The organism is Phycisphaeraceae bacterium (genome assembly GCA_019636795.1).
Lineage (GTDB): Bacteria > Planctomycetota > Phycisphaerae > Phycisphaerales > UBA1924 > JAHBWW01.
In genome coordinates, this window is the sequence record JAHBWW010000001.1 from 692,543 (window position 1) to 716,123 (window position 23,581).

General features: G+C 62.1%; 22 protein-coding genes. 7 read left to right on the top strand and 15 right to left on the bottom strand.

Annotation, left to right across the window (positions count from 1 at the left end; translation table 11 throughout):
• Window positions 1-87: 87 nt before the first annotated feature.
• Together KF757_02885 and KF757_02890 are read right to left on the bottom strand one after the other, a co-directional pair.
• The gene (locus KF757_02885; protein ID MBX3321916.1) at window positions 88-1,029 is read right to left on the bottom strand and encodes a hypothetical protein; all 942 of its coding nucleotides are present in this window, start codon (window positions 1,027-1,029) and stop codon (window positions 88-90) included.
• 9 nt (window positions 1,030-1,038) lie between these two features.
• Entirely contained in the window at window positions 1,039-1,500 is a 462-nt protein-coding gene (locus KF757_02890; protein ID MBX3321917.1) for a transcriptional repressor, read from the bottom strand.
• A gap of 52 nt (window positions 1,501-1,552) precedes the next feature.
• Between KF757_02890 and KF757_02895 the strand changes: the two genes are divergently transcribed.
• Together KF757_02895 and KF757_02900 are read left to right on the top strand one after the other, a co-directional pair.
• Window positions 1,553-3,700 (top strand): hypothetical protein, encoded by a 2,148-nt coding sequence (locus tag KF757_02895; protein ID MBX3321918.1) that lies wholly within the window; start codon window positions 1,553-1,555, stop codon window positions 3,698-3,700.
• A 3-nt stretch (window positions 3,701-3,703) separates the two neighbouring features.
• On the top strand, window positions 3,704-4,711 hold the full coding sequence (locus KF757_02900; GenBank protein MBX3321919.1) for a flippase-like domain-containing protein: 1,008 nt from the start codon (window positions 3,704-3,706) through the stop codon (window positions 4,709-4,711).
• A gap of 53 nt (window positions 4,712-4,764) precedes the next feature.
• Here KF757_02900 and KF757_02905 read toward each other — a convergent pair whose 3' ends face one another.
• Window positions 4,765-6,234: a S8 family serine peptidase gene (locus KF757_02905; GenBank protein ID MBX3321920.1), complete on the bottom strand. Its 1,470-nt coding sequence runs from the start codon at window positions 6,232-6,234 to the stop codon at window positions 4,765-4,767.
• A gap of 239 nt (window positions 6,235-6,473) precedes the next feature.
• Here KF757_02905 and KF757_02910 point away from each other — a divergent pair, with 239 nt between their 5' ends.
• The 3 genes from KF757_02910 (at window position 6,474) to KF757_02920 (ending at window position 9,748) form a co-directional block, all read left to right on the top strand.
• Entirely contained in the window at window positions 6,474-7,097 is a 624-nt protein-coding gene (locus tag KF757_02910) for a hypothetical protein (GenBank protein ID MBX3321921.1), read from the top strand.
• A 199-nt stretch (window positions 7,098-7,296) separates the two neighbouring features.
• A complete protein-coding gene (locus KF757_02915; GenBank protein MBX3321922.1) occupies window positions 7,297-7,983 on the top strand; it encodes a hypothetical protein in 687 nt (228 codons plus the stop codon).
• A gap of 61 nt (window positions 7,984-8,044) precedes the next feature.
• Window positions 8,045-9,748, top strand: coding sequence for an NAD+ synthase (locus KF757_02920; protein ID MBX3321923.1), 1,704 nt, complete (start codon window positions 8,045-8,047; stop codon window positions 9,746-9,748).
• Window positions 9,749-9,887: 139 nt separating this feature from the next.
• Here KF757_02920 and KF757_02925 read toward each other — a convergent pair whose 3' ends face one another.
• Window positions 9,888-10,397 carry a DinB family protein gene (locus KF757_02925; GenBank protein MBX3321924.1) on the bottom strand — a complete coding sequence of 170 codons (510 nt, stop codon included), beginning with the start codon at window positions 10,395-10,397 and terminating at the stop codon, window positions 9,888-9,890.
• Between KF757_02925 and KF757_02930 the strand changes: the two genes are divergently transcribed.
• Complete coding sequence (locus tag KF757_02930) at window positions 10,396-11,661, top strand: threonine/serine exporter family protein (protein MBX3321925.1); 1,266 nt, start codon at window positions 10,396-10,398, stop codon at window positions 11,659-11,661. The genes KF757_02925 and KF757_02930 overlap by 2 nt on opposite strands.
• A gap of 469 nt (window positions 11,662-12,130) precedes the next feature.
• On the opposite strand, the gene KF757_02935 is transcribed toward KF757_02930, so the two are convergent.
• Window positions 12,131-13,084: a hypothetical protein gene (locus tag KF757_02935; protein ID MBX3321926.1), complete on the bottom strand. Its 954-nt coding sequence runs from the start codon at window positions 13,082-13,084 to the stop codon at window positions 12,131-12,133.
• A 522-nt stretch (window positions 13,085-13,606) separates the two neighbouring features.
• The gene (locus KF757_02940; GenBank protein MBX3321927.1) at window positions 13,607-14,293 is read right to left on the bottom strand and encodes a type II secretion system protein; all 687 of its coding nucleotides are present in this window, start codon (window positions 14,291-14,293) and stop codon (window positions 13,607-13,609) included.
• 125 nt (window positions 14,294-14,418) lie between these two features.
• Between KF757_02940 and trpS the strand changes: the two genes are divergently transcribed.
• The gene (gene trpS / locus KF757_02945; protein ID MBX3321928.1) at window positions 14,419-15,486 is read left to right on the top strand and encodes a tryptophan--tRNA ligase; all 1,068 of its coding nucleotides are present in this window, start codon (window positions 14,419-14,421) and stop codon (window positions 15,484-15,486) included.
• 57 nt (window positions 15,487-15,543) lie between these two features.
• On the opposite strand, the gene KF757_02950 is transcribed toward trpS, so the two are convergent.
• From KF757_02950 to KF757_02990, 9 genes are read right to left on the bottom strand one after another with little or no spacing between them, the layout of a single operon-like run.
• A complete protein-coding gene (locus KF757_02950; GenBank protein MBX3321929.1) occupies window positions 15,544-16,878 on the bottom strand; it encodes a hypothetical protein in 1,335 nt (444 codons plus the stop codon).
• Window positions 16,879-16,880: 2 nt separating this feature from the next.
• Window positions 16,881-17,435, bottom strand: coding sequence for a WcaF family extracellular polysaccharide biosynthesis acetyltransferase (locus KF757_02955; protein MBX3321930.1), 555 nt, complete (start codon window positions 17,433-17,435; stop codon window positions 16,881-16,883).
• Window positions 17,432-18,046: a hypothetical protein gene (locus KF757_02960; GenBank protein ID MBX3321931.1), complete on the bottom strand. Its 615-nt coding sequence runs from the start codon at window positions 18,044-18,046 to the stop codon at window positions 17,432-17,434. The genes KF757_02955 and KF757_02960 overlap by 4 nt, the downstream gene beginning before the upstream one ends.
• Window positions 18,047-18,049: 3 nt before the next feature.
• Window positions 18,050-18,700, bottom strand: coding sequence for a hypothetical protein (locus KF757_02965; GenBank protein MBX3321932.1), 651 nt, complete (start codon window positions 18,698-18,700; stop codon window positions 18,050-18,052).
• 29 nt (window positions 18,701-18,729) lie between these two features.
• The gene (locus KF757_02970) at window positions 18,730-19,584 is read right to left on the bottom strand and encodes a sulfotransferase (GenBank protein ID MBX3321933.1); all 855 of its coding nucleotides are present in this window, start codon (window positions 19,582-19,584) and stop codon (window positions 18,730-18,732) included.
• Complete coding sequence (locus KF757_02975) at window positions 19,581-20,489, bottom strand: polysaccharide deacetylase family protein (protein MBX3321934.1); 909 nt, start codon at window positions 20,487-20,489, stop codon at window positions 19,581-19,583. The genes KF757_02970 and KF757_02975 overlap by 4 nt, the downstream gene beginning before the upstream one ends.
• 2 nt (window positions 20,490-20,491) lie before the next feature.
• The gene (locus KF757_02980) at window positions 20,492-21,367 is read right to left on the bottom strand and encodes a hypothetical protein (GenBank protein MBX3321935.1); all 876 of its coding nucleotides are present in this window, start codon (window positions 21,365-21,367) and stop codon (window positions 20,492-20,494) included.
• Entirely contained in the window at window positions 21,364-22,221 is an 858-nt protein-coding gene (locus tag KF757_02985) for a sulfotransferase domain-containing protein (protein MBX3321936.1), read from the bottom strand. Before KF757_02985 ends, KF757_02980 begins: the two co-directional genes overlap by 4 nt.
• On the bottom strand, window positions 22,218-23,579 hold the full coding sequence (locus tag KF757_02990; GenBank protein MBX3321937.1) for a glycosyltransferase family 4 protein: 1,362 nt from the start codon (window positions 23,577-23,579) through the stop codon (window positions 22,218-22,220). The genes KF757_02985 and KF757_02990 overlap by 4 nt, the downstream gene beginning before the upstream one ends.
• Between the last annotated feature and the right edge of the window lie 2 nt (window positions 23,580-23,581).

Genomic DNA, 23,581 nt, shown 5'->3' on the forward strand with positions numbered 1-23,581 from the left:
GGATGTGTCGCATGATGTAGAGTCTACCTGAATTGTCTCGGCGGGCTAGCCGATCACAGAAATGCGATACTGCTGTGGCGGCCATGACTAGTCAGAGTGCTTGTTTTGATTGGCCTGGAGGCACTCCCAGACTTGCCTTACCACCATGCTCATGCGGCGTCGGGCGGCGGCGGTGCAGGAGGCTTCGTGGGCGGTGAGGATTGCGCGGGGATGGTGCAGCAGCGGGCTGGCGGCGGGGATGGGTTCCTGGGCGTGTACGTCGAGGATGGCCAGCGCGGCGGGGTTGGTGCTGAGGTGAGTGGCGAGTGCGGGTTCGTCGATGACTGATCCGCGGCTGGTGTTGATGAGGATGGCGTCCGGCTTGAGGAGTGCGAGTGCTGCGGCGTCGATGAGGTTGTGGTTGGTTGCGCGGCCGTCGATGTGGAGCGAGAGGATGTCGGCGCGGGTGAGGAGTTCATCGAAGGACACGCGGGTGCAGCCTTGGGGGGCTGGGACCGGTGCGATGTCGTTGTAGAGGACGCTCATGTCGAAGGCGCGGGCGATGTTGGCGACGCGGGTGCCGATGCGCCCGAGGCCGAGGATGGAAAGGGTGAGACCGGATAGTTCGAGCGGGCTGGTGAACGCGCGGCGGCGGGCCTCCCATGCGTTGAGATCGAGCGCGGTGGTGAGGGGCTCGATGGGGCGCAGCGCGCGCAGGAGCGAGGCGAAGACGAACTCGGCGACGGCGGCGCTGTTGGCCTGGGGGGTGTTGAGGACGGCGATGGAGCGGGCGGCGGCGGCGGCGGCGTCGATGGTGTCGAGGCCGACACCGGCGCGGCCGATGACGGCCAGTGCGGGCAGGCGAGCCAGTAGTGCGGCATCGACACGGGTGTGCGTGCGGACGATGAGGGCACGCGCGACGGGCGCGGCGGCGGCGAAGGCCGGATCGGTGGGCGGCGCGATGATGACGCTGGCGCGCTGAGTGAGCCACGCGGTGGGTTCGGCGTCGAGGGGCTCGGTGATGATGATGACGGGCGCGGGGGCAGTCATGGCGAGCCTTCAGCCTGAGCGCGGCTGGGCGCGCGCGAAGATCTGGAGGCGGTGGCCTTCGGGCACGAGCCCGCGCTCGCGGCAGAGTCGGTCGCGCAGCGCGATGACCTCGGGGGTGTCGATGGCTTCGATCTGGCCGGTGTCGACGCGGATGAGGATGGTGCGCGGGGTGCGGCCGTAGATGAGTTGGAAGTGCGACTGATCGCGGTCGAAGAGGACGGCCTGGATGATGCCGGCGTCTTCGAGGAGGCGCAGGGTGCGGTAGACGGTGGCCTTGCTGGCGCGGTGGCCGCTGGCGACGAGGTGTGCCAGGAGGGTTTCGGCTTCGAAGATGCCGTCGTATTCGATGATGGCGTTGAGGATTGCGGCGCGTTCGGGGGTGTACTTGAGACCTTCGGCCTTGAGTGTGCGGCGAAAGACGGCGCAGAGGGGCTCGATGATTTCGATGTGGTCAAGTTCGGGCGGGGGCATGATGGGATCGTAGGGGTGGCTGTGAGCGGTGGGGGCCGTACACTGCCGGGTCATGAGACGCGTGGCATTGAGCACCCGAGGCAGGCCGATGTCGCCGGCGCTGCGTCGCGCGCTGGCGGCGGTGGTCGCGGGGCTGATGTGCCTGATCGGGCTGGTGAGCGTGGGCGATGCGGACGGCACGGCGATCGAGCGCGTGGGATGGGTGGTGATGGCGGCGGTGCTTGGGGGCGTTCCGGCGGGGCTGTACATCGCGGGGGGAATGGGGTACGGATTGCTGATCGGGCGCGCGATCGGAAAGCGGCTCGAAGCGCGGCGCGAGATCGAAGCGGCGGCGGGCCTCGCGCTGCTGCTGAGCGTGACGCATGCGCTGGGCGTGCTTGGACTGTTGAATCGGAGCACGGCGTCGGTCACGGTGGGGTTGGGCGTTGCGGTGCTGGTGGTGGACATTGTGCGGCGGGTGCGCGGTGGGGCGGCTGGGGCTGCGGGCGCGGGCGGCTCGCTGGTGTGGCTGGCGGCGCTGCCTGCGGGTGTGGTGCTTGCCATCGCGTCGTCGAGCGCGCCGGGCTGGCTTTGGGGGTCGGAGTTCGGGGGTTTTGATGCGCTGAGTTATCACCTGACGCTGCCGGGCGAGTGGATCGCGGCGGGGCGGGTGTGGCCGATGGAGCACAACGTGTATTCGTTCCTGCCGGGCTTTGTGGAGGCGGGGTTCATGCATGTGGCGCTGCTGAGCGGGGCTGGCGGGGCGCACGCGATGATCGATGGCGAGGGCTGGCGATTGCTTGGGGCGCAGTGGCTGCACGCGGGGCTTGCGGTGGTGGCGGCGTGGGTTGTTGCGGGCGTTGCGCGCGGTGTGGCGCGCGAGTGCGGGGCGGACGCGCGTGCGGCGGGGCTTGCGGCGGCGGTGGCGGGCGGATTGACGCTGGCGCTGCCGTGGGTGGTGGTGGTGGGGAGTCTGGCGTACAACGAGATGGCGATGGTGCTCTTCGGGGCTGGTGCGATGCTCGCGGCGTGTGAGCGCGGGGCAGCGGCGGGCGTGCGCGGAATGCTGGTCGGCGTGCTGGTCGGAGGAGCGTGCTGCGCCAAGCCGACGGCGCTCTTTATGATCGGGCCTGCGGCGGGCGTGATGATGCTGGCGGCGGCTCCGAAGCGGGAGTGGATGGTGCTGGTGTCGGGGGGGGCGATCGCGGGAGCGGCGATGCTGATGCCGTGGCTGGTGCGCAACGCGCTGGCGTGCGGGAATCCGGTGTTTCCGGCATTGAGCGGCGTGTTTGGCAGCGGGCACTGGACGGCGGAACAGGTGTCGCGGTTTGCGGCGGCGCATCAGTTTGAGGGGTCGATGATGGAGCGCGTGCGTGTGGCGCTGTGGAGCGACCCGAATGGTGCGGCGGGCGCGGGGGGCGTGATGCGGTGGCGAGGATTGACCAATCCGCAATGGGGGTTGCTGTTTCCGCTGGCGGCAGCGGCTGGCGCGGCGATTGCGGTGCGGCGTGCGGCGATCGGGAAGGCGGGGCGCGTGATCGCGGGGGCGCTGGGAGCGGGGCTGGTGGTGCAGGTGATGGCGTGGATGATGCTGACGCATGTGCAGGCGCGGTTCCTGATGCCGACGATCGTGACGGCGGTGCCGCTGATCGCGGTGGCGGTTGCGTTGCAGCGTCGTGCGGCGGGGGTTGCGGCGGGGGCGGTGATCGTGCTGGGGCACGCGGTTGCGACGGTTGCGGTGTTTGGCGGCGAGCGTGGTGGGGCACCTGGGGCGCTGCTGGTGGGTGGAGTGGGGGTGTTCATCGGTGAGCCGTATGAACCGATGCTGCACGATGAGATGCCGATCGCGTCGACGAACCGGGCAGTGAAGATGGCACGCGAGCGCGGCGAGGCGGCGGGGGTGCTGCTGGTGGGGGGTTCGACGCCGTTGTATTTCAAGGCAGAGGTGACGTGGGCGACGACGTGGGATGAGTCGTTGCTGGCGCGGTTGATGCGTGAACATGAGCGAGCGGGCGAGGGCGCGGGTCGCGCGGTAGCGGCGGGGCTGCGCGAGCGTGGGATCGGGTTCGTGCTGGTCGATGCGGGGGAGTTGGTGAGGCTGGAACGGTCGGGGTGGCTTGATGAGGCGCTTGGGCTGGAGCGGGTGATGGCGCAGCTCGAGGCGGAGTGCGAGATGGTGGCGTCGTGGCCGGGGCAGGCGCTGTTTCGAGTGCGGGAGTAGAGCATGAGGGGCGAGCGGAGCAGGTGGCGCATCGCGGTGCAGGTGGTCGGCTTTCTGATCGGGCTGGGGTTGCTCGGGTGGTGTGTGCGTGTTGCGTTGAGCGAGGCCAATCGCGAGCAGTTGGGCAAGTTGATCGATGCGGACTGGGGGCTGGTGGTGGCGCTGGCGGCGTGTTCGGCGGGGACGCTGATGCTCAATGGGCTGGTGTTTCTGGCGGCGTTGTGGCCGGTGAAGAGGCTTGCGGTGCTGGATGTGCTGGCGGTTAATTCGGTGGCGACGGTTTTGTCGTATGCGCCGTTCAAACTGGCGTTGGCGTTTCGGGTGGTGTATCACGTGAAGCGCGATCGTGTGCCGCTGCTGACGGTGATCGGGTGGTTCGGGGCGGTTGCGGTTTTGGCGGCGGTTGCGGTGGGGCCTGCGTTCGGGGCGAGCCTGGTGCTGCCGGGGGGGAGCGGGTTGTGGTGGGCCGGGTGGCTGGGGGGCGCGGCGGCGGCGACGGCGGTGATGGTGGGGCTGGCGCGTGTGTTTGGCGGCGAGCGCGGGTGGGCGCGGTTGCTTGCGTTTGTGCGGGCGGTTGGGTTTGGGTGGTTGCTGCGGTGGCTGGGGGGCGAGGCGGGGCGGAAGGTGCATGCGGGGGTCGATATGCTGGCGCACGGGCGGGCGTCGGCTGCGGGCGCGGTGCTGCGCGTGGGCGACATCATGGTGCAGGCGGTGCGGATGGGCGTTGCGGCGCGGATCCTGGGGATTGAGCTGGACTGGGGCGACGCGATGGTGCTGGCGAGCGTGTACTTCGCGATCGGGATGATCAGTCCGTTCGGGATGCTGGGGACGCGCGAGGCGGGGGCTGCGGGGGTGGCGACGCTGGCGGGCTTGAGCGGGGCGAGCGGTGTGGAGGCGGTGGTGACGATCAGCCTGCTGGTGACGGCGTCGGAAGCGGTCGTGAATCTGGCGGGCGGGGCGCTTGGGGCGGCGTGGCTTCGGGTGGATCGGTGGGTGAGGGGGGGTCGGTGAATGATGTTGTGTCTTGCGGGTGCGGGTCGTGAGGGCTGGTGCGCGGGTTGAATTTATTCTTCAAGATAACTGCTCAGAAAGATCGCAAGGTCCGCCTTGGTGTGCTCTCCATCGAGATCAAGGTCAGCCGTCACGTCCCCCTGGCCGTAGGCGATGAGAAAGTCGATGGGGTCGAGCGTGTCGATGTTCTCGTCGCCGTTGAAGTTTGCGGGCATAGCGAGGATCATGGCACACTTCACTGCTTCCTGCGCGTTCAAGAGGCCATAGCCTGTCCACTTGTCATAGCCCTGCGGCCCGATATCGGTGGCAGTCGTTCCCAATATAAACTTCACCTGTTCAAAGGTCAGAGATGGATTCATTTTGAGCATCAGTGCCACAACACCCGCAACCTGTGGCGAGGACCATGATGTTCCGGCAGAATACGAATCCAGGAAGCCGTACTCAGCACCTTGTTGCGTTGCCTCATCATACGCAAATGTTGTTACAATATCCTCGATCGGCGCAACGACAGTGAGCAACGGCGCGGTGTTTTCGATCGGCCGCAGCGGGTAGTAGCCCGAGCCGCACGAACCGAGATCGTTGATATGAGGGTTGATGCGCGAATGACAATGCCATCCCTGCCCTGTCCGGCACGCACCGCCGACGGTGATGGTTTTCGGATACCACGCAAGCGGGTGAATTGTGGTCGTGCCACCAGTCCCGGCTGTACATGCCGGTTCGTCGGGGTAGTCATCAGTCCAGCACGGTGCTTGCGGGGTCGACGCGCTGTTGCCGGTAATGGCGATGATGATGCAGCCGCGTTCGTAGGCTTGGTCGATGGCGATGTTGAGAGGGTTCTCTTCGTCGCAGAAAAACGCCGCGGAGTTGTACCCATTAATTGCCTCGAGTGCAGTGCAGATTACGCGGGCACGCACTGGACCCCATTCTTCCGGATCTTCCTCATCATCACCCGGGCTCCAGCCAGCGGCATAGCGAATCGATGCGGCAAGTGATTGATCGGATGCACGGCACGATTCATATGTCGCCTGACATTCCTGTTGAGTCGACAATTGCATTGTCGTTATGCGAATCGTCATAATGCTGCAATCCCAGCATACTCCAGCGATTCCGATTTCGTTTTCTGTGAGAGCGCCAGCAATACCCGCCACAACCGTTCCGTGTGGTATCGCCCCTTGACTGAATGTCCACAGCACGTCTTCGACATTGGTAGGCCCGTCATTCGATGGAGGTTCATACGAGGATGGTTCACAAGGACAACTCTGATCAAACAGTCGCACGCCTCCGTACACAATCGTCGCGCTCGCCGGATGAATCTTCCCCTCAAACTCAGGATGATTCATATCGATGCCTGAGTCGATGATCGCGATCGTGGTGTTGGGGTCGTTGTGGTCGATCGCATACGGGTAGTCGAGCGTGTTGTAGCCGACCAGTGTCCACGCATACGTCACCTTGGTCGAGTGCAGCCAGTGCTGGCCGTGCGGTGCCAGCGTGGACGATTGGAACAGCGGATCATTGACAAGCAATGTCGGCTCGATGTTTTCGAACCCGCCACCCAACTGACCGAACGCCCCCCCCCACAGGCAGCAAAATCCAGCCGAACAAAGCCGCGATCACGCCGATCATTCGATGAAAATATGCCATAAAATCCTCCAATTCTGGTTGACGACACAGGGCGGATGCATCATGCTGAGTAGATACGAAGCACGCAATCGGAATTCGGACTAATCCGTACAAGAATTCTCACTTTTCGGAGGCTTCAGCCATGGCGAGACTCGTCGTCATCCTCGCAGCATTTCTCACTTTCACGCTCCCGTCGCTTGCCCTCGCCCAGACCCGCGAGTTCCGCGCATGGTTCGAAGCCCCCCAGACCGTCGTGGCTGGCGAGACATTCCAAGTTTGGATGTGGGCAACATACGAGGAAGATGGAACGCCGGCTTCTGACGGTTGGTACTCCGGTGTCCAGGCAAGCATCGAAGTATCCGGCACCCTCGCGGCGTTTGATACGATCAGCAATGTGAGGGACGGACTTCCGTTTCGCCTTCCACCGGGAACCCCGGATGGGCCTTGGCTCCGTGATTTTCTGGTGTTTCAGGCGCCTGTTCCTGGGTCACCCTTCAATGATTCAGTACCCCTGCCAGTTCTAATGGTTGAAGTAACAACTCGGAGCAGTACAACAGGCTGGTTACATATTGATTTACGGCCCGCGTCAGACCAGAATCTGCCTTGGCTCTCATGGTGGGATGACCGTACATCAGATTGGATCAACACCTTGGATTCAGGTGTTGGCCTGATGACTTCAACCGCCACCATCCGCGTCATCCCCGCGCCAGCCTCCGCCGCACTCCTCGGTCTCGCCGTATTCTCGCTCTCGCGGCGACGCCGATAGAGCCCAGGCTGCTGCTTCACTTGCCCGAAATTCAGTCGCCAAGAGTCTCCGCCGAAACAATCTGACGCAAAACGCCATTGAACTCGTGCATTTCGGTTGACGACACAGGGCGGATGCATCATACTGAGTGGATACGGAGCACGCAATCGGAATTCGGACTAACCATACAAAGAATTCTCACATTTCGGAGACTTCAGCCATGGCGAGACCCATCGTCATCCTCGCAGCATTACTCACCTCCACGCTCCCATCCCTTGCTCTTGCTCAGGACAAGGTGTTTCGCGCATGGTTCGAAGCCCCTCAGGCCGTCATGGCCGGCGACACATTCCAAGTCTGGATGTGGGCGACTTATGAAGTGGATGGCGTGCCGGAAGTAGATGGCAACATACATTCTGTCGTGGGAAGCATCGAGGTCTCTGGCGATCTTGGTGCTTTCACAAACATTTTACCGTTGCGCGATGGCCTGGCTCTGATCTTGGATCGCGGCACGCCCGACGGGTCGTGGCTGCGCGATTTCATGACGGTTCAACCATACGGCGTTCCGGGCGTCATTATCGACGAGCGCAATCCGCTTCCAATTCTCATGTTTGAAATTGAAACCACTCCGAATACAACAGGTCACCTGCATATTGACCTGCGGCCGTTTACTGACGAATCCATCCCACACTTGAGTTGGTTCTATCCATTTGCTGACCCATTCTACTGGGTCATCACAACAGACTCGGATGTGTCACTCATCACCACCACCGCCACCATCCGCGTGATTCCTGCGCCGAGTGCTTATCTCAGTTTGGTGATTCTTGTTGCCTGGCGGAGGCGTCGAGAGGCGAGGTTGTGCACAACGCTGCCGATGCGAGCATGCTCTGCGTCGAGAACCCTGCGTTGAGGGGTCTGCATTCGACTGATGGTCAATGCACGCAGTGTTTGAACGATCGATATGATCGGCGATGAAGATTGCGCTGGTGCAGGTCAATCCGACGGTGGGGGATATCGCGGGCAACGGGCGGTTGATCGAGGGGGCGATCGCGGCGGGGCGGGGGATGGGTGCGGATGTGGTGGTGGTGCCGGAGTTGGCGGTGAGCGGGTATCCGCCGAAGGATCTGCTGTTGCAGCGTGGGTTTGTGGCGGCTTGCGCAGCGGAGGTCAAGCGGATCGGCGAGAGATGTACGGCGGGGATTGCGGCGGTGATCGGAACGCCTTTGCCTGTGGAAGGCGATGGGGATCGGGCGGGGGGAATCGCCAACAGCGTGGTGGTGTATCGCGATGGGGCGATGGTGGACTACTACGACAAGCGGCTTTTGCCGACGTATGACGTGTTTGATGAGGATCGGTACTTTGCAGCGGGCGATCGGGCGGTGGTGGTGGACATTGCGGGCGTGAAGGTGGGGCTGGCGATCTGCGAGGATCTGTGGCGCGGCGAGGACGCGGGGTTTGCTTCGCGGTATCGCGGCGCGGCCGATCCGGTGGAGGAGGCGGCGCGCGCGGGGGCCGAGGTGCTGGTGGTGCCTTCGGCGAGCCCGTATGTGCTGGGCAAGCATGACCGGCATGTGGCGATTCTGCGCATGCACGCGATGCGGCATGGGTTGAGCGTGTGCTCGGTCAATCAGGTGGGGGGGAACGACGAGTTGATCTTTGATGGGCGCGCGTGCGTTGTGGATGCGCGGGGCGCGGTGGTGGCGCAGGCGAAGGCGTTTGATGAGGATGTGCTGGTGGTGGAGGTGGGCGGGTCGGTTGCGGAGGCGGCATCGCTGCCTGCGGACCTTGGGCCTGAGGGGAATGTGGTTGAGGCGCTGACGCTGGGGGTGCGCGATTACCTGCGCAAGACGGGATTCAGGAAGGCGGTGATCGGGCTTTCGGGCGGGATCGATTCGGCGGTGACGGCGGCGATTGCGGTGAAGGCGCTGGGGGCGGAGAACGTGCTGGGGGTGGCGATGCCGAGCGTGTATTCGTCGGGGCACTCGGTGGAGGATGCGTTGGAGTTGGCGGCGCGGCTGGGGATGCGGTGCGAGGTGGCGGCGATCGAAGGGGGGCATGCGGCGCTGCGGGCGGCGGTGGATCCGGTGTTTGGGGCGATTGGTGAGCGGAAGCTGGGCGAGCGGCTGCCGGATGTGGCGGATGAGAATCTGCAGTCGCGTGTGCGCGGGACGATGCTGATGACGGTGTCGAACCGGACGGGGGCGATGGTGCTGACGACGGGGAACAAGAGCGAACTGGCGGTGGGGTACTGCACGCTGTATGGGGATATGAACGGCGGGCTGGCGGTGCTGAGCGATGTGCCCAAGACGATGGTCTATCGGATCGCGCGGTGGATGAATGAGCGGTGGAGGGAGTGCGGGTTTGGGGGCGAGCCGATACCGCAGCGGTCGATCGACAAGCCTCCGAGCGCGGAGCTGGCGCCGGGGCAGGTGGATGCGGATTCGCTGCCGGCGTATGAGGTGCTTGATGCGATCGTGGAGATGCATGTGGAGCAGCGGCTGAATGCGGCGGAGATTGTGGAGAGGACGGGGTTTGGGGCGGAGTTGGTGGAGCGATTGGTGCGGCTGATGGATCGCAATGAGTACAAGAGGAAGCAGGCGGCGACGGGGCTGAAGGTGACGGGGGTGGCGTTTGGCTCGGGGCGGCGGATGCCGATTGCGCGCGGGTGGTGGTGAGAGTGGTTTTGTTTTGAGTGATCGAAGACACCCGGAGATGTGCCCGAGGACGGTCAAATCTCCGGCGTCCATAGGACAAGCGGGCTTGGGAACACCCGGGCTTCAAGCGGAATTGGGCTCGGGCGTGGGCTGGGTGAGGTTACCAGGCGCCGGCGTAGGTGGTGATGTAGGGGGCGGCGTCGCGCTGAGCGAGTTCGTGGAGGCGTTTTGCGATCTGGCGGAGGTGGAGGGTGTCGTGGTCGAGCCATGCGCCCATGAGATCGCCGGCGCGGATGGGGCCTAGGGATGGGTGGGAGTGGGTTGCGTCCCAGTCGGGGTTGGTGAGACTGAGGAGCCAGGTGACGGAGTGTTCGCGCTGGACGGTGAAGCGGGCGAGGGTTTCGGGTGCGGCTTGATCGGCGTAGTGATGCAGCGCGGGCCATGATTGGGGATCGATGGGATCCCAGGGTTTTGCGGTGAAGGTGCGTTCGAGGCGTGGGCGGAAGTCGCGGGTTTCTTCGTCGAGCAGGTGGCAGAGGATGTCGAGGATGGACCAGTCGTTGGGGTTCGAGGTGTAGCGAAGATCGGCATCGTCGAGGCCTGCGATGATGGAGGAGAGGACGCGGGGGAATGCTGCGAAGCGGGGCAGGGCGTGGTAGAGGTTTGGCATGGGCGTGCTCCGGGTGGTGGAATGCTACAGTCGAAGCGTGAGCCATGGCGCGGCGGAGATCGGGGGATCGCAGGACGCTGTTGAGCAGTTGCTCACGGAGATGCCTCAGGCGCTGTCGACGTATGGGACGCCTTCGCATCGGCTTGAAGAGGCGATGGGGCTGTGCGCGGCGAAGATGGGGGTGCAGGCGGAGTTTTTCTCGATGCCGACGGCGGTGTTGTGTTCGATCGGGTCGGGGGAGGCGATGCGGACGCACATTGTGCGTGTGATGCCGGGCGATGTGAATCTTGAGAAACTTGATCGGGTGGATGATGTGCTGGGGAAGGTGTTTCGGCGGCGGGTGACGGCGGCGGAAGCGCTGGCGGAGGTGAGGGAGATTCGGGCTGCGCCGGTGCGGTATGCGGGGTGGATGACGGTGGTGTCGTGCGGGATTGCGGCGGCGTGTGCGGCGCGGTTCTTCGGCGGGGCGTGGGTGGATGCGGCAGCGGCGAGCGCGATCGGGTTGATCGTGGGCGTTTTTGCGATGATCGCGTCGCGGCGACGGCAGGTATCGCGGGTGACGGATTTTGCGTCGGGGTTTGTGGCGGCGGCGCTGGCGAACCTGCTGACACGGGTGGACGGGGGATTGACGCCAAGCGTGGTGACGATCGCGAGCGTGATTGTGCTGGTGCCGGGGTTGACGCTGACGGTGGCGATCAATGAACTGGCGACGCGGAACCTGGTGGCGGGGACATCGCGGCTGATGGGCGCGCTGATGATCTTTCTGTCGATCGGGTTTGGCGTGGGGATCGGGCAGGCGCTCACAGCGGGGCTGGCGGCGGCGGGGGAGGCGGATGTGCCGATGCCGGCGTGGTCGCAGGCGCTGGCGATTGCGGTGGTGCCGTTCGCGCTCACGGTGTTGTTTCGGGCGCGGCCTCGGGACATTGTGGTGATTGTGCCAGCGGCGGCGATCGGGTATTACGTGTCGCGGCTTGGGGCGACGTGGGCGGGGCCTGAGATCGGGGCGTTTGTGGGTGCGATTGCGGTGGGGCTGTATGCGAACGGATATTCGCGGGTGAGCCGGAGGCCTACGGCGATCACGATGGTTCCGGGGTTGATGATGCTGGTGCCGGGGTCGATCGGGTTTCGGAGCGTGTCGTCGTTTCTGGCGGACGATGTGCTGGCGGGGGTGGAGACGGCGTTTCTGATGGTGATGGTTGCGACGGCGATTGTGACGGGGCTTTTGCTGGCCAATGTGCTGCTGGCGTCGAAGCAGAGTTTGTAGGCGGACTAGTTCGCTGCGAGGAGAGTTTGGTTGTGGCGTTGAGGGGAGTTTGATTGCGGCAATGCAAACGAGCAAAAGAGCAAGGCTATGGCGATCAGGCCGTTCTGGAGTGCAATGGGCACCCAGTTGTCAACTGGGGCAGCGCTGAACGCACAGCCGCAGGGGACTGGAGTAGGAGGGGGTTTGAGAGCAAGTGCGGTTGCATAGACTGCAAAGCAAATGAACAAGGCGGAGGTAGTTCGTGCGGCGTGCCGCCAGAAGCCTCTAGTAGTGGCCCAGAGAGACCATGTGCCGATTACGAGTTCAAGCGCGATGATGATCCACGGCGCTGCATCCCATGTTGGCGGCGGTAAGACCTGATGGGCGGCGAGCGTGTCGCGAAAGGTAGCCGGGTTTTGGACTTTGAGTGTGGCAGCGGTGACGAGCACGATCGCAGCAGCCAGCACACTGCCTTGAGCCAAGCGTACGATTATTTTTTTGACCGCCACCATGCAAAAACTCCGAGAGCCATAACAATTGATCCTCCAACGAGAAATGCACGACTCCAGGTGGCACCGAGGGGTTTGGATGTCGGATCAACGAGAGGCATAGCTTCCTGTTCTGCGGCTCTTGGGGAGGTGTGCCAGTAGTAACTATCTGCAAACGCTTGTACCAAAGGCTTTGCGGCTTGGGCTGCTCGGACGATCGCGCCGTTTCGAGTAAACAAATCCGGTGGCGGCGAGTCGATCAGTTCGGCGGAGGAGAGTTGCCATATCTGCGGATGTGGCGGGCGGCGCGTCCGGTCTAAAAATGAATCGACATATCGAGGGATTACTATGCCTGCAACGTCAACAGTGTCAGAGAAGTTATGAGATCGAACAGCCCCGGATCGCGGGGTAGGAAGTGTTTCGAAGTGTTGCCATGAAAGAATTTGTCCGGCCTTCGAGACTTCGAAGCGTTTGTGGCTTGCACTTGGTACTTCAACGGGGCCGTCCGGGCTTGAACGCAGGGCAACGCTATCTGGCGCGTTCCAGATCACAAGCCAGCCATTCGCGGTCTCCTCGATACTGGTGAGGTTGTCTCGTTCTGCCAGAAGGAGAAGTGCTTGTGAAACAGGATGCGGAATGTCAAAAAAAGAATTGACATAACTTTCGATGTCATCGTCCCAGCCTCGCAATTCGCCGGTTCGGGTGTCGGCACCTGTGCCGCGTGAATATCTGCCATTCTTGTCGCGGAGGAAAACCCGGCTGCGATGGATGTGAAGAACACATTGAGATGAAAAATCCAGCCAGAACTCAAAGGTACCATTCAGGGCCTCAGCCTCGTAGACGAGATGCAGGACACCGTGCGGCGGCATTGACCGCTCAATTGCGGCAATGGGATCGCCAGGGTTGCTGCCACTGGACGAAAGTCCGATCAGAATTGAAATGAGGGGAGCAAGCACGGTGGGTGAATCCAAGTAGCACTGAAGTCATGCGATGTTAACTGATCGGACCCATGCCGACGCAAGCGAAGCCAAAACAATCCTTGATCTGAAATCCCGCATTTGATTCAACCCCTTCTGTGTATTTAAGCTTGGTCCAGCAGCATTGGCCATTTTCAAGTCCGCATGTTCCGAGCAAGTTCCACGAGATTCCAGTCGGCGGTTCTGAGCATGGACCTTGATACCAGTCGGTCGATTGACCGCTTGATATAGTCCAGCACAGAGCATCCCGGGTAAGAACTGTGAGTGAAGGTTTTCCAGATTCTCCCACATTGGCATCGCGCGGGGCCTTTTCACAGATGGTTAACACAGACGTTGCTGCACACGCCGATCCGGACCAACTGCAGTTAGTTTCGCCACAAACATAACAAGCGGCGAGAGCGAACGTAGCGCATACTGCGCTCATCGACAATGCCATGAAAAGATTCGAGGTTTTTGTGTACACCATGGCATCTCCCTTTGAGGGTAACGGTGGGAATCATTTCACGGAACGAGAACATCCCGGCCGGCCAATCCGTGCCAGGTGGTTGCGACGGGTGTTCCAACGCGCAGGTGAAGGGCGGGAAGCGGCTGGACATCGAACTGTTTGTATGTGGCGAGAAGTGCGCTGCCGTCGGCAAAGGCGATTGGCGCGACTGGCGCGTCACGGCCACAGCACCACTCAGTGGCGGGTATTTTGCCAGAGGCTTCGACGTAATATTGAAACAGAATGCCCTTATGAGATGAATACCGGATGGTGCTGGTCTGCTGTGATCGAAGCGGTTGCTCGTGCAGGTGAAGGCCCGCGCCGGGAACAAATGTGTTCTGGTTCAGGATCGCAGTTTGTGTCATGGCGATCAGGGTGCGATTCTGATCGCGGTTGATGATGCCCAAGTCCTGCCATGAATCGATGTGCCCGGAGATCTGCAGTGGTAGATGCCAGTACATGGCTGCGTTCACGACATCAGTCCATCCGAGCGGGTAATACTCCTGATGATCTGAGGTGTATTGCGTGAGCATCATCATGGCCCCGCGGATGGAGGAGAGGTTGTGCGTTCGCTTTGCTTGTTCGCGCGCCTGGCTGATGGCGGGGAGCAGGAGGCCGATCAGGATCATCACGATGCCAATTGTGACGATGAGTTCAATAATTGAAAACGCGCTGCGATGCTTATGCTGTCGGCGCAAAGGCATGGTGGGAATCCCCATGGCTCTATTCTACCCCCCCCCCCCCTCGGGTCAAGGATAATCTGGAGGAGGTTCCGGTACTTGATGTGGGGGATCTGCGAGGTGGGGTTGCGGCGACTACGCTACGCCTTATGAGTTCAAAATCACGAATTCTGACGGGTGATACGCCGACGGGGCAGTTGCATCTTGGGCACTGGGTGGGGAGCCTGGAGAACCGGGTTGCGCTGCAGGATGAGTTTGAGTGCTTTTTTCTGATTGCGAACATGCATGCGTTCACGACGCGCGCGGACAAGCCGGACGAGATTCGCGCTTCGACGCTGGAGATTGTGAAGGATTGGCTTGCGGCGGGGATTGATCCGGAGCGATCGACTTTTGTTTTGCAGACGGAGGTGCCGGGGATTGCGGAGTTGACGTGGTTTCTGGCGATGCTGCTGCCGTTCAATCGGGTGATGCGGAATCCGACGCTGAAGACTGAATTGGAGACGAAGGGACTGGGGGAGAATTACAGTTTCGGGTTTCCGATGTATTCGGTGGGGCAGTGTGCGGATATTTTGATCTTTCGGCCTGAACTGGTGCCGGTGGGCGAGGATCAGCTGGCGCACATGGAGCCTTGCCGTGAGGTGGCCAGGCGGTTCAATCAGGTGTACTGCGGGGTTGATCCGCAGACGGATGATGAGGAGTATGTGAGTGCGGGCGGGCTGTTTCCGATTCCGAAGGCGAAGGTGGGGCGTGTGGCGAGGCTGATCGGGACGGACGGCGTGAACAAGATGAGCAAGAGCCTGGGGAATGCGATCTTTTTGACTGATGAGTTCAAGCAGATCAAGAAGAAGCTGGGCGGGTTGTATACCGGGCGGCAGACGATGGATGAGCCGGGGGATGTGAACAACGCGCTGTTTCAATATGTGCGTGCGTTTGTTACGGATGCGGAGCGCGTAGCGGAACTCGAGCGGCGGTATGCGGCGGGCGACAACATCGGGGATGGGCATATCAAGGTCGAGGTTGCGGAGGCGATTGATCGGTTGATCGGGCCGATGCGCGAGCGGCGCAAGGCGTATGAGGGAGCGGCGGGGGATGAGAAGATTTTGTCGCTTTTGCGCGAGCACGCGGCGAAGGCGAACGCGGCTGCGGAAGAGACGTTGCACCTTGCGAAGAAGGCGATGCGGCTTGATTTCGGGCGGCGTGTGATCAGCTTCGGGTGAGAGCCGGGGTGTAGAGTCGTGGTGCGGAGTCCTCGCTTGCGCTCGGGCCTCTTTTGGTTATGTGTTTGTGATTGCGCTGATGTCGAGGATGTACATGGCGCGTGAGCCGTCCATGGCCGAGTCGATGCAGACTTTGGTTGCGTCGTGGTTGAAGCGTGGGTGGAGATCGACGCGGATGTCGCCGTCGAGGCTGCGGGGCGTGTGGAAGCGGCCGATTTCGTAGCCTGTGTTGTTGAAGCAATCCCAGAGGAAGAGGGGCTGGCGTGATTTCATGTCGGGGTAGCCATCGGTGAGGACCCAGCGACCGGGGTCGCGACCGGCGCGATTGAAGGTGCAGTGGCCGTCGCAGATGAGTTGGCCGGCGGCGAATGGTTGCGGCGGTTGGGCGGCGGGCGAGCGGAGGTCGGTGTCGTTGATGAGGAGATAGGAGTCCTTCATGATTTTGTTCATGAGGAAGCGGGGCTTGCCGAGGGCGTAGTACACGGGTTTGAGGCCTCGGCGGGCGAGGGTCATCAGTTGTTGTTTTGGAGTTTTGCGGGCGGTGGCCGAGCCGAGAAGGGAGCGTTTGCCGGCCCATGCGAGGATGGTGTGGTTGTCTTTCCAGTCGTAGTGGCTGCACATGCCTTCGAAGAGGAGGCGGATGTCGTTGCCTTGCGGGTCGGCGGTGAAGAGTCGAGAATGAAGGATGCCGTCGTCGCGTTCGAAGCGGTGCATGAAGCAGAAGCGCGTGCCGGAAGGGTTGAACATCAGGTGATTGACATGCTGGTGGAGGCGGCTGCCGGCGCGCGGTGAGTTGTCGGCGGTGATCTGGTCGAGTTGGTCGATGGAGATGATGAGGGTGCGTGAGCCATCGGGGTCGATGCGGTCGATGCCGTCGTCGGCGGGGGATGGATTGTCGGGGTTTGGATCGGAGGCGATGGGGTAGCCGTATTCAGGGCGCAGGCGTGAGAGGCGGCCGAAGGAGAGGGAAAGGAGACGGCCAGCGGCGACTGCGACGTGTGGATGAGGGAGAGTGAGGAAGGGCGAGCCATCAGGGTTGAGGATGCGGGTGATGAGCGAGCCGTCGGGCGCGGAATCGTTGAAGATGATGCGCTGGGGAGCGTGGGGATCGGAGGAAGGAAAGTGTGTCCACTGGAGCATGGCGCCTTGCTGCCAGTTCCAGGCGCGAGTTTCGGCGAGTTTGATGAAGCGTGGGGCGTCAGTGTGCGAGTCTTCGATCCAGCCGATCTCGGCGGATTCGCCGGGGCGTGGGAAGCGATCGCAGTATGAAACGCGATGGGCGAGGAGGCGGGTGTTGTCGGCGGACCATGGGTTTTTGTCGTAGTAGCCGAACCAGTAGTGCCACCCGTCATTGGGCGAAGTGCGGCGGATAGGCATCGGGCTGTCGAGCACGATCAGCCCTCCTTGATGATGCGGTCTTTGACGGGTTTGGCGGGTGAGCCGACGCAGACCTTCCATGGCGGGAGGTCGGTAAAGACGCTGGAGCGTGCGCCGACGACGGTGCCTTGGCCGATGGTGAGCCCTGGGCCGACGAAGCAGTCGGCGGCGATCCAGCAGTGCGGGCCGATGGTGATTGGTTTTGGCTGAAGGGGGAAGTTTTTGTGTTGGTAGTCGTGGGTTGCGGCGCAGAGGTAGGTGTACTGGCTGATGGTGGTGTGAGCGCCGATGGAGATTGGTGCGACGCAGTAGCAATCGACATCGTCGGCGAGGGTTGCGTAGTCGCCCATGGTGAGGTTCCATGGGCCCCAGATGCGGACGCGCGGGCAGACGCGGGCTTTAAGGGAGACGCGCGCACCGAAGAGGCGGAGGATGCGTGCGCGGACGGAGTGGAGCGGGCGCGGGATGAGACGGAAGATTGTGGCTTGAGTGAGGTTCCAGAGGAGTCGCGCGAGTTTGTTGCGAGTTGAGTGAGGGCTTGGTTTGTTTGAGATGTCGACGGCGGGGTTCACAACGCGCCTTTCCAGCGGGGTGTGTTGTCGTCTTCGGGCCTGCGGAGCATGGGTCGTTCGCGTCGAGGTTCGGAAGGTTGGCCGGTGCAGATGGTCCATGGGGGGAGGTTTCGATCGACCATGCCTCGCGCGCCGACGACGACACCTTCGCCGATGGTGACGCCGGGCATAATCATGACATCGGCAGCGACCCATGCATCCTTGAGGATGTTGACGGGTGCGGTGTAGAGGCGGGAGTCGGGATCGAGGGGGTCGTCGGCTTGCGTGTAGACCTTGCTGTGCTGGCTGATGGTGCAGAAGTCGCCGACGTTGATGCGTGAGCGGCAGTTGAGGGTTGCTTTGTCGCCGACGGCGGAGAGTTTGCCCATGGTGAGGTTCCATGGGCGATCGATGCGGGCGCTGGCGCGGATTTTGACGGAAGGGTGGAGGCGTGCGCCGCAGAGGCGGAGGATGATGCAGCGGAGAGCGTACCAGTTGTGGAAACTGAAGCGGAAGATCCATTGGCCGAGGAGTCGCCAGAAGAGTGCGCGGAAGTATGGATCTCCTGGGCGGTGGCTGGGGAGTTCGGCGCGTGGGTGGCGGAGTGGAGCGTTTGGGCTTTCAATCTGCATGGATTAGCCTTCGGTGACGCCGAGACGGATTTCGCGTTGGCGCTCGATCTCGTGAATGACGGCTTGTTGCTCTTGATCGCGCAGTTGTGTGGGGTCGAATGGGCGTGCGGGGTTTCCGGCGATTGCGGTGCCTTTGGGGAAACTTTTATAGACGCTTGCGCGTGGCCAGACGCGGCAATCGTCGCCGAGTTCGACGCCGGGTGCGATGTAGGAGTCGATGCCGACGAAGCAGCGGTCGCCGAGAGTGATGGGCATGCGGACGAGTGGGAATGAGGGATCGGACATGTCGTGCGTGCCTGCGCAGAGGTGGGAGCGTGCGTCGAGGACGCAGTTGTCGCCGATGGCGATGGGGCCGAGGGAGTAGATGATGGAGCCTTGTCGGACGCGGACGTTGTTGCCGATGGTCACGTTCCAGGGGATGGTGACTTCGACGGAGCTGGAGAAGACGCAGTTTTTACCGACTTTACCGCCGAAGATGCGGATGAGTGCGGTGCGAAATGGCGGGAGGAAAGCCCATGCGACGCGTCCAAAGGTCATCCAGATGGTGCGTGCGATGTTCTGCTTGAGTGTCCATGGGGTTTTGCGCGTGAGCGCTTTGTCGGGGGAGAGATCGTCGATCGACTCGATGGGTTGTGTTGCGGGATCTGTGGTCACGGGTGGAGTTCCTGGATCGGTCGAGGGAGTTACCAAGCGTATCCGAGGCGAGTGAGGGTTGGTTGCATGTGCGGACGTACGAGTGCGAGGAGTTCGTCGTCGAGTTCGTCGCGCCATTTGTCGGCGCGGGCGGGGTCGGCGGTGTGTGCGGCGAAGTCGATGACGGGCTGGGGCTTGTCGAGCTGGGCGAAGGCGCAGATTTCGGTGACGATGCGGCGGGGGTCTTGCATGAGATCTTCGTAGCGGAACTTGAAAACGGGCTGGCCTTGGGCGGTGAGAAAGTCGGCGTCGTCGAGTGCACGGGAGATTGTGGCGGCCCATTGTTTTGCCATGACGACATCGGGGGGGTCGGTTTTGAGCCAATCGCGCCAACCGGGCGGGCGTGGTCCCCAGTAGTTGAGTTTCTGGCCGGTGACTTTGCGGTAGATGGTGCTTGCGGTTTGGCCGGCGTATGCGGGCCACTCGCGGAGCGGAGTCTGGCGTGCGCGCGAGATGATGCGCGACATGGGGACGCCTGATGCGAGGATTTCGTCGGTGGAGCGGAGGACGCTGCGGCCATCGCGGATGACGAGGAGGATCCTGGCGTTTGGATAGATTGCGTGAATGAATCGGAGCCGAAGGCAGTTGGAGGGTGTTTTTTCGCAGAGTCGGTCTTTGCCGTGATCACGGACGAAGTCTGCGAACGCGTTTTTGATGTGGCTGACGACGCGCGGGGTGGCGTGTTGTTCGGTGAGCAGATCGTCGGGGGTGTAGGAGTTGCCAAAGGTCCAGATGTGGCGTGGCTCGACGGCGTAGGCGAGACGAGGATGCTGGGAGAAGACTTCGCCGAGCCAGGTGGTACCGGAGCGGTGTGTGCCGATGAGGATGATTGGTTCGGCGGTCACGCGGCGTGTTCCTCGATGAGCGGGGCGAGGGTGCCGAAGTGGTTTTCGAGGACGGTGCGGCAGGTGTCAAAGCGATGGCGTTCGAGAAGTGCATCGAGTTTGCGCGCGGTGGTGGAGGTGCCGACGTAGCACTTGAAGTAGCGATGAGGCGGCATGGAGACTTTGGGGCAATCGGGGGCGAAGTCGCGTGGGTGGAGGTAGATGACGGTTGGGCGTGATTCGGCGGCCTCGGCTGCGATGCCTTGCTCGATGAGCGAGAGTGGGAGGAGTCGCATGTATCCACCGCCGGAGAAACACATTCGTTTTTTGAGAGGTCCGTAGCCGACGGGCGCGATGGACATAGGGAGTTCGGGGATTCTGCGGCCTGAGGGTGCGGCGTGGTGGTGTGGTCCTTGCGGGCAGGCGTATCCGCCATGGCCTCGTTTTGCGGGGAAGAGGCTGGCGTCGTAGAGGAGGCCGAGGTCGGCAATGACGTCAAAGGCCCATTCGGTGCCGGCGGTGATGCTGAAGGAAGGTGCGCGGAATCCGGCGATGCGAGTGCCGGAGGCGGCTTCGATGACATCGATGGAGCGCTGCATGTCTTCGCGGAAGGTTTGTGGCGTGAGTTCGTAGACCTTGCGGTGCCAGTAGGAGTGTGTTCCGATTTCGTGTCCGGCGGCGGCGATGCGTGCGACCATTGCGGGATGGCGCTCGGCCACCCAGCCGAGGATGAAGAAGGTGGCGCGGGTGTTGTGGCGTGCGCAGATTTCGAGGATGAGATCGGTGTAGCGTTCGACGAGGGATGATTTGGCGTGGAGGTCGGGCCAGAGGTCGGGGTTTTCGACGGCTTTGACTTCGACGATGTGAAACCAATCTTCGATGTCGAAGGAGAGAGCGTGCACGAGGTTTGACGATTGTGGCGTCATGGTCAGAAGAACTTGTGTCCTGCGGCTCGGAAGCGTTTGACGTCGGCCTTGGTGGGCATGGAGAAGTGCGAGAGTTCGGAGGCGGGGTTGGGAATGAGGGCAGGGTTGCCGGCTTCGATCTTGCGGACGCACTCGATGATGGCTTCGGCGGCGAGATCTTTTGAGCGTGCCATGACATCTTCGAGGGTGTCGTGGGGGTGGATGCGGTACGACTTCTGGACGAGGATTGGGCCGTTGTCGAGCTTCTTGTCGACATAGTGGACGCTGACGCCTCCGAGTTTTTCGTCGTTGGCGAGGGTCCAGAAACTGGGCATGAGCCCGCGGTATTTGGGGAGGAGTGCGCCGTGGCAGTTGACGATACCCCAGGGCGTTTGCTCGCGAAGCGGGCGGCGGTACATCTGCGTGCCGGAGATGGAGACGATGAACTCGACGTTGTTCTGGCGGAGCATGGAGAGGAAGGATTCGCTGTTGACATCGGGCGCGTCGTGAACCGGGATGTTGTATCGGCGTGCGACAGCGCGGACGGAGTAGCAGCGGCTGGTGGAGCCGAGGATGTCGTTGAAGAGTTTGGCCTGGAGTTTTTTCCAGAGGTAGTTACGGAACTTCCACTGGAAGTACCACGGGCCATACATGTTGAGGAGGTCCATCGCGGTTTGGACGACTGTGCGTTTGCCTTGTGCGACGGACTGGATGTTGATGCCGGCGGTTGAGTCGGCGAATTCGCGGAGATACTTGTCGAGAACTTTGGGGAGGTAGAAGGGATCGTTCTGGATGAAGACGTATTTGGTGAGTGGGCGGCCGGGCGGATCCATTCGTGGCATAGGGTCGAGGTTACCGTCGATCGCTGGGGAAGGTTGAGCGAGTGTTGCAGCGGTCACGATGCGCTCCTTGCAGCCGATTCCGACGCGCCGATCCATGCGTCGGAGGTTTCGTATCCGAGTTCGATGAGCATGTCTCCGGCCTGTTCATGGAAGAACTGGCGGTCCTGGCGTGTGAAGGCATTGTTCCATTTGACGGGTTCGAGTCCGTTGCCGCGGCCGCTGATGTTGGTGCTTTCGTCGCGTCCGGTGAGTCGGCTGAACCAGTGTTCGAGGCGTGACTTGGTTGGTTTTGGGAGGAGTGGTTCGAGGAAGTCGGGGTTCATGGAGAGGGCAGCGGCGATTTGTTGAATCTGCTCGCGGGTTTTCTTGACGGTGTCTTCGAAACGAATGGGAACGACATTGGGGGTAGCGAGCCATGCTCGGACATGATCGGCCCATGCGCGTGCGCGGGAGCGGCCGTCGCCGAAGTCTTCGCGAATAAATGCGCTGATGGATTCGGATGCGGTGGTGTCGAATCCCTGTCGGAAGCGCTGGAGTGAGCAGAGGACGCTGCGGCCGTCGCGGTAGCAGTAGCACCAGGTGGATTGTGCGAGAAGTGCGTTGATGTAGGCACGGTGCTGGGGCGCGGTGCGTTCCATGCCTGGGGTGTTGTGAGTCTTGAGGCATGGGCGCTTGATGGCGCGGAGAACTCGGTCGCACTCGGCGGGCGAACCTGGGCGATGATGATTGGCATTGAGGCGGTCGATGGAGTAGTAGAGCGAGTCGTGGGGGTTGACGAATCGTCCGGCGCGGCCCCGGCATTCGGGGAATTGCCGGCGCAGAAGATCCATGAGGAGATGTGTGCCGCTGCGCTCGTGTGAGGCGACGAGGATCGGCCCGGTGGCGGAGGGAGATGGGGCGGAGGTGGTCATGAGTTGCTTGTTTGAGGAGAGGGCTGGGTCCGGCGGCCGGGGATTGCGCGTTCGACAACATCGCAGAATCGGCCTCGGAGGGCTTTCATGCTGAGTTGATCGTCGATGACTTTCTTGGCGCGCTGACCCATAGCGACGAGTTCTTCGCGCGGGGTTGCGATGATTTCTTCGATAGTCTTGATGGCGCCGTCGATGTCGTTGTGAGTGATGGTCCAGCCGATGCGGTGATCGCGGATGAGGTCGGAGACGTGGCATGGGTCGGGCCCGAGGAGGAGGATTGGTCGTGCGACGGCCATTGCGCCGTAGACCTTGCATGGGTGGACGACGCCGACAACATCGTCGCCGACACTGACGAGGTGAACGTCGGCGGCGGAGAGGGAGTATTTGATGCGATCGAAGGGTTGGTATGGGAGGTCGGTGATGTTGGTTGGTTTGTGTTGTGCGATGGTGTCCTTGACATCTTTTTTGCCGACGCCGCCACCGATGAAGAAGAAGCGGAGCTGGTCATTATGCTGCATTTTGACGGCGGCTTGAAGGACGGTGAGGACTGGAGTGGAGAACCCGTGGTTTCCGGAGTACATGACGACGAACTTGCCGGATTCTCCGGAGCCGAGATGGTGCTCCTGGCGGAATGGGTTGGTTTCATGCGGGACGACTTCGAGGGCGTCGTCGTGCGGCCACGGGGGCATGATGTCGAGTTTGGCGTTGATGTCGAGTTTTTTGTTGAGTCGGTCGGCCATGAAGCGATCGAGCGCGACGACGGCTTTGGCGCGGCGGAGGATGTAGCGGTTGAAGGTGTCGAAGAGTTTGACGATTGGGCTTGAGGGTTTGAGCTTGCCGAGTTCGACCATCTGGTCGGGGTTGAGATCCATGACCCAGTAGACGAGCGGTACGCGGCGGAAGAAGCGGACGATGAGAGCGGCGACCGAGGCCATGGGGGGTGAGGTGCTGACGAGAATACCTTGAAGGTTGCGTGTAAAGAGGCCTCGGGCGGCGCATTGGACGAGGAAGATGAGTTGAGCCAGGACGCGGAGGGGGATTGATTTTTTTCCGAAGCTGGAGAGGGGCATGCGTCGGATTTCGACGCCGTCACGAGTCTCGCGGAGGTCGTATTTCATCGTGGGGTCGTCGTAGCCGCGTGCGCTGGCGAAGACGAGGACGCGATATCCGCGGTGAACGAGTTCCTCGGCGGCGTCGTGCATGTGCTGGCCGACGCTTGCGGGATCGGGGACGTAGACCTGGGTGATGATGAGGATGGTCCCGCGTGAGTTGTTTTGGTTGGAAGGGTGAGCGTTCATGTGTTGATTTGTAGAACGAAACAGCGCGGCTGGCGAACCGGCCGCGCTGTTATGGGGCATCT

What these genes read in the sequence shown, in the direction of transcription:
- KF757_02890 (MBX3321917.1), bottom strand. Translation starts at nt 1,500, where the DNA reads ATGCCCCCGCCCGAACTTGACCACATCGAAATCATCGAGCCCCTCTGC.
- KF757_02910 (MBX3321921.1), top strand. Translation starts at nt 6,474, where the DNA reads ATGGCGAGACTCGTCGTCATCCTCGCAGCATTTCTCACTTTCACGCTC.
- KF757_02885 (MBX3321916.1), bottom strand. Translation starts at nt 1,029, where the DNA reads ATGACTGCCCCCGCGCCCGTCATCATCATCACCGAGCCCCTCGACGCC.
- KF757_02920 (MBX3321923.1), top strand. Translation starts at nt 8,045, where the DNA reads ATGAAGATTGCGCTGGTGCAGGTCAATCCGACGGTGGGGGATATCGCG.
- KF757_02895 (MBX3321918.1), top strand. Translation starts at nt 1,553, where the DNA reads ATGAGACGCGTGGCATTGAGCACCCGAGGCAGGCCGATGTCGCCGGCG.
- KF757_02960 (MBX3321931.1), bottom strand. Translation starts at nt 18,046, where the DNA reads ATGCAGATTGAAAGCCCAAACGCTCCACTCCGCCACCCACGCGCCGAA.
- trpS (MBX3321928.1), top strand. Translation starts at nt 14,419, where the DNA reads ATGAGTTCAAAATCACGAATTCTGACGGGTGATACGCCGACGGGGCAG.
- KF757_02940 (MBX3321927.1), bottom strand. Translation starts at nt 14,293, where the DNA reads ATGCCTTTGCGCCGACAGCATAAGCATCGCAGCGCGTTTTCAATTATT.
- KF757_02975 (MBX3321934.1), bottom strand. Translation starts at nt 20,489, where the DNA reads ATGACGCCACAATCGTCAAACCTCGTGCACGCTCTCTCCTTCGACATC.
- KF757_02915 (MBX3321922.1), top strand. Translation starts at nt 7,297, where the DNA reads ATGGCGAGACCCATCGTCATCCTCGCAGCATTACTCACCTCCACGCTC.
- KF757_02990 (MBX3321937.1), bottom strand. Translation starts at nt 23,579, where the DNA reads ATGCCCCATAACAGCGCGGCCGGTTCGCCAGCCGCGCTGTTTCGTTCT.
- KF757_02930 (MBX3321925.1), top strand. Translation starts at nt 10,396, where the DNA reads ATGGGCGTGCTCCGGGTGGTGGAATGCTACAGTCGAAGCGTGAGCCAT.
- KF757_02900 (MBX3321919.1), top strand. Translation starts at nt 3,704, where the DNA reads ATGAGGGGCGAGCGGAGCAGGTGGCGCATCGCGGTGCAGGTGGTCGGC.
- KF757_02985 (MBX3321936.1), bottom strand. Translation starts at nt 22,221, where the DNA reads ATGACCACCTCCGCCCCATCTCCCTCCGCCACCGGGCCGATCCTCGTC.
- KF757_02925 (MBX3321924.1), bottom strand. Translation starts at nt 10,397, where the DNA reads ATGCCAAACCTCTACCACGCCCTGCCCCGCTTCGCAGCATTCCCCCGC.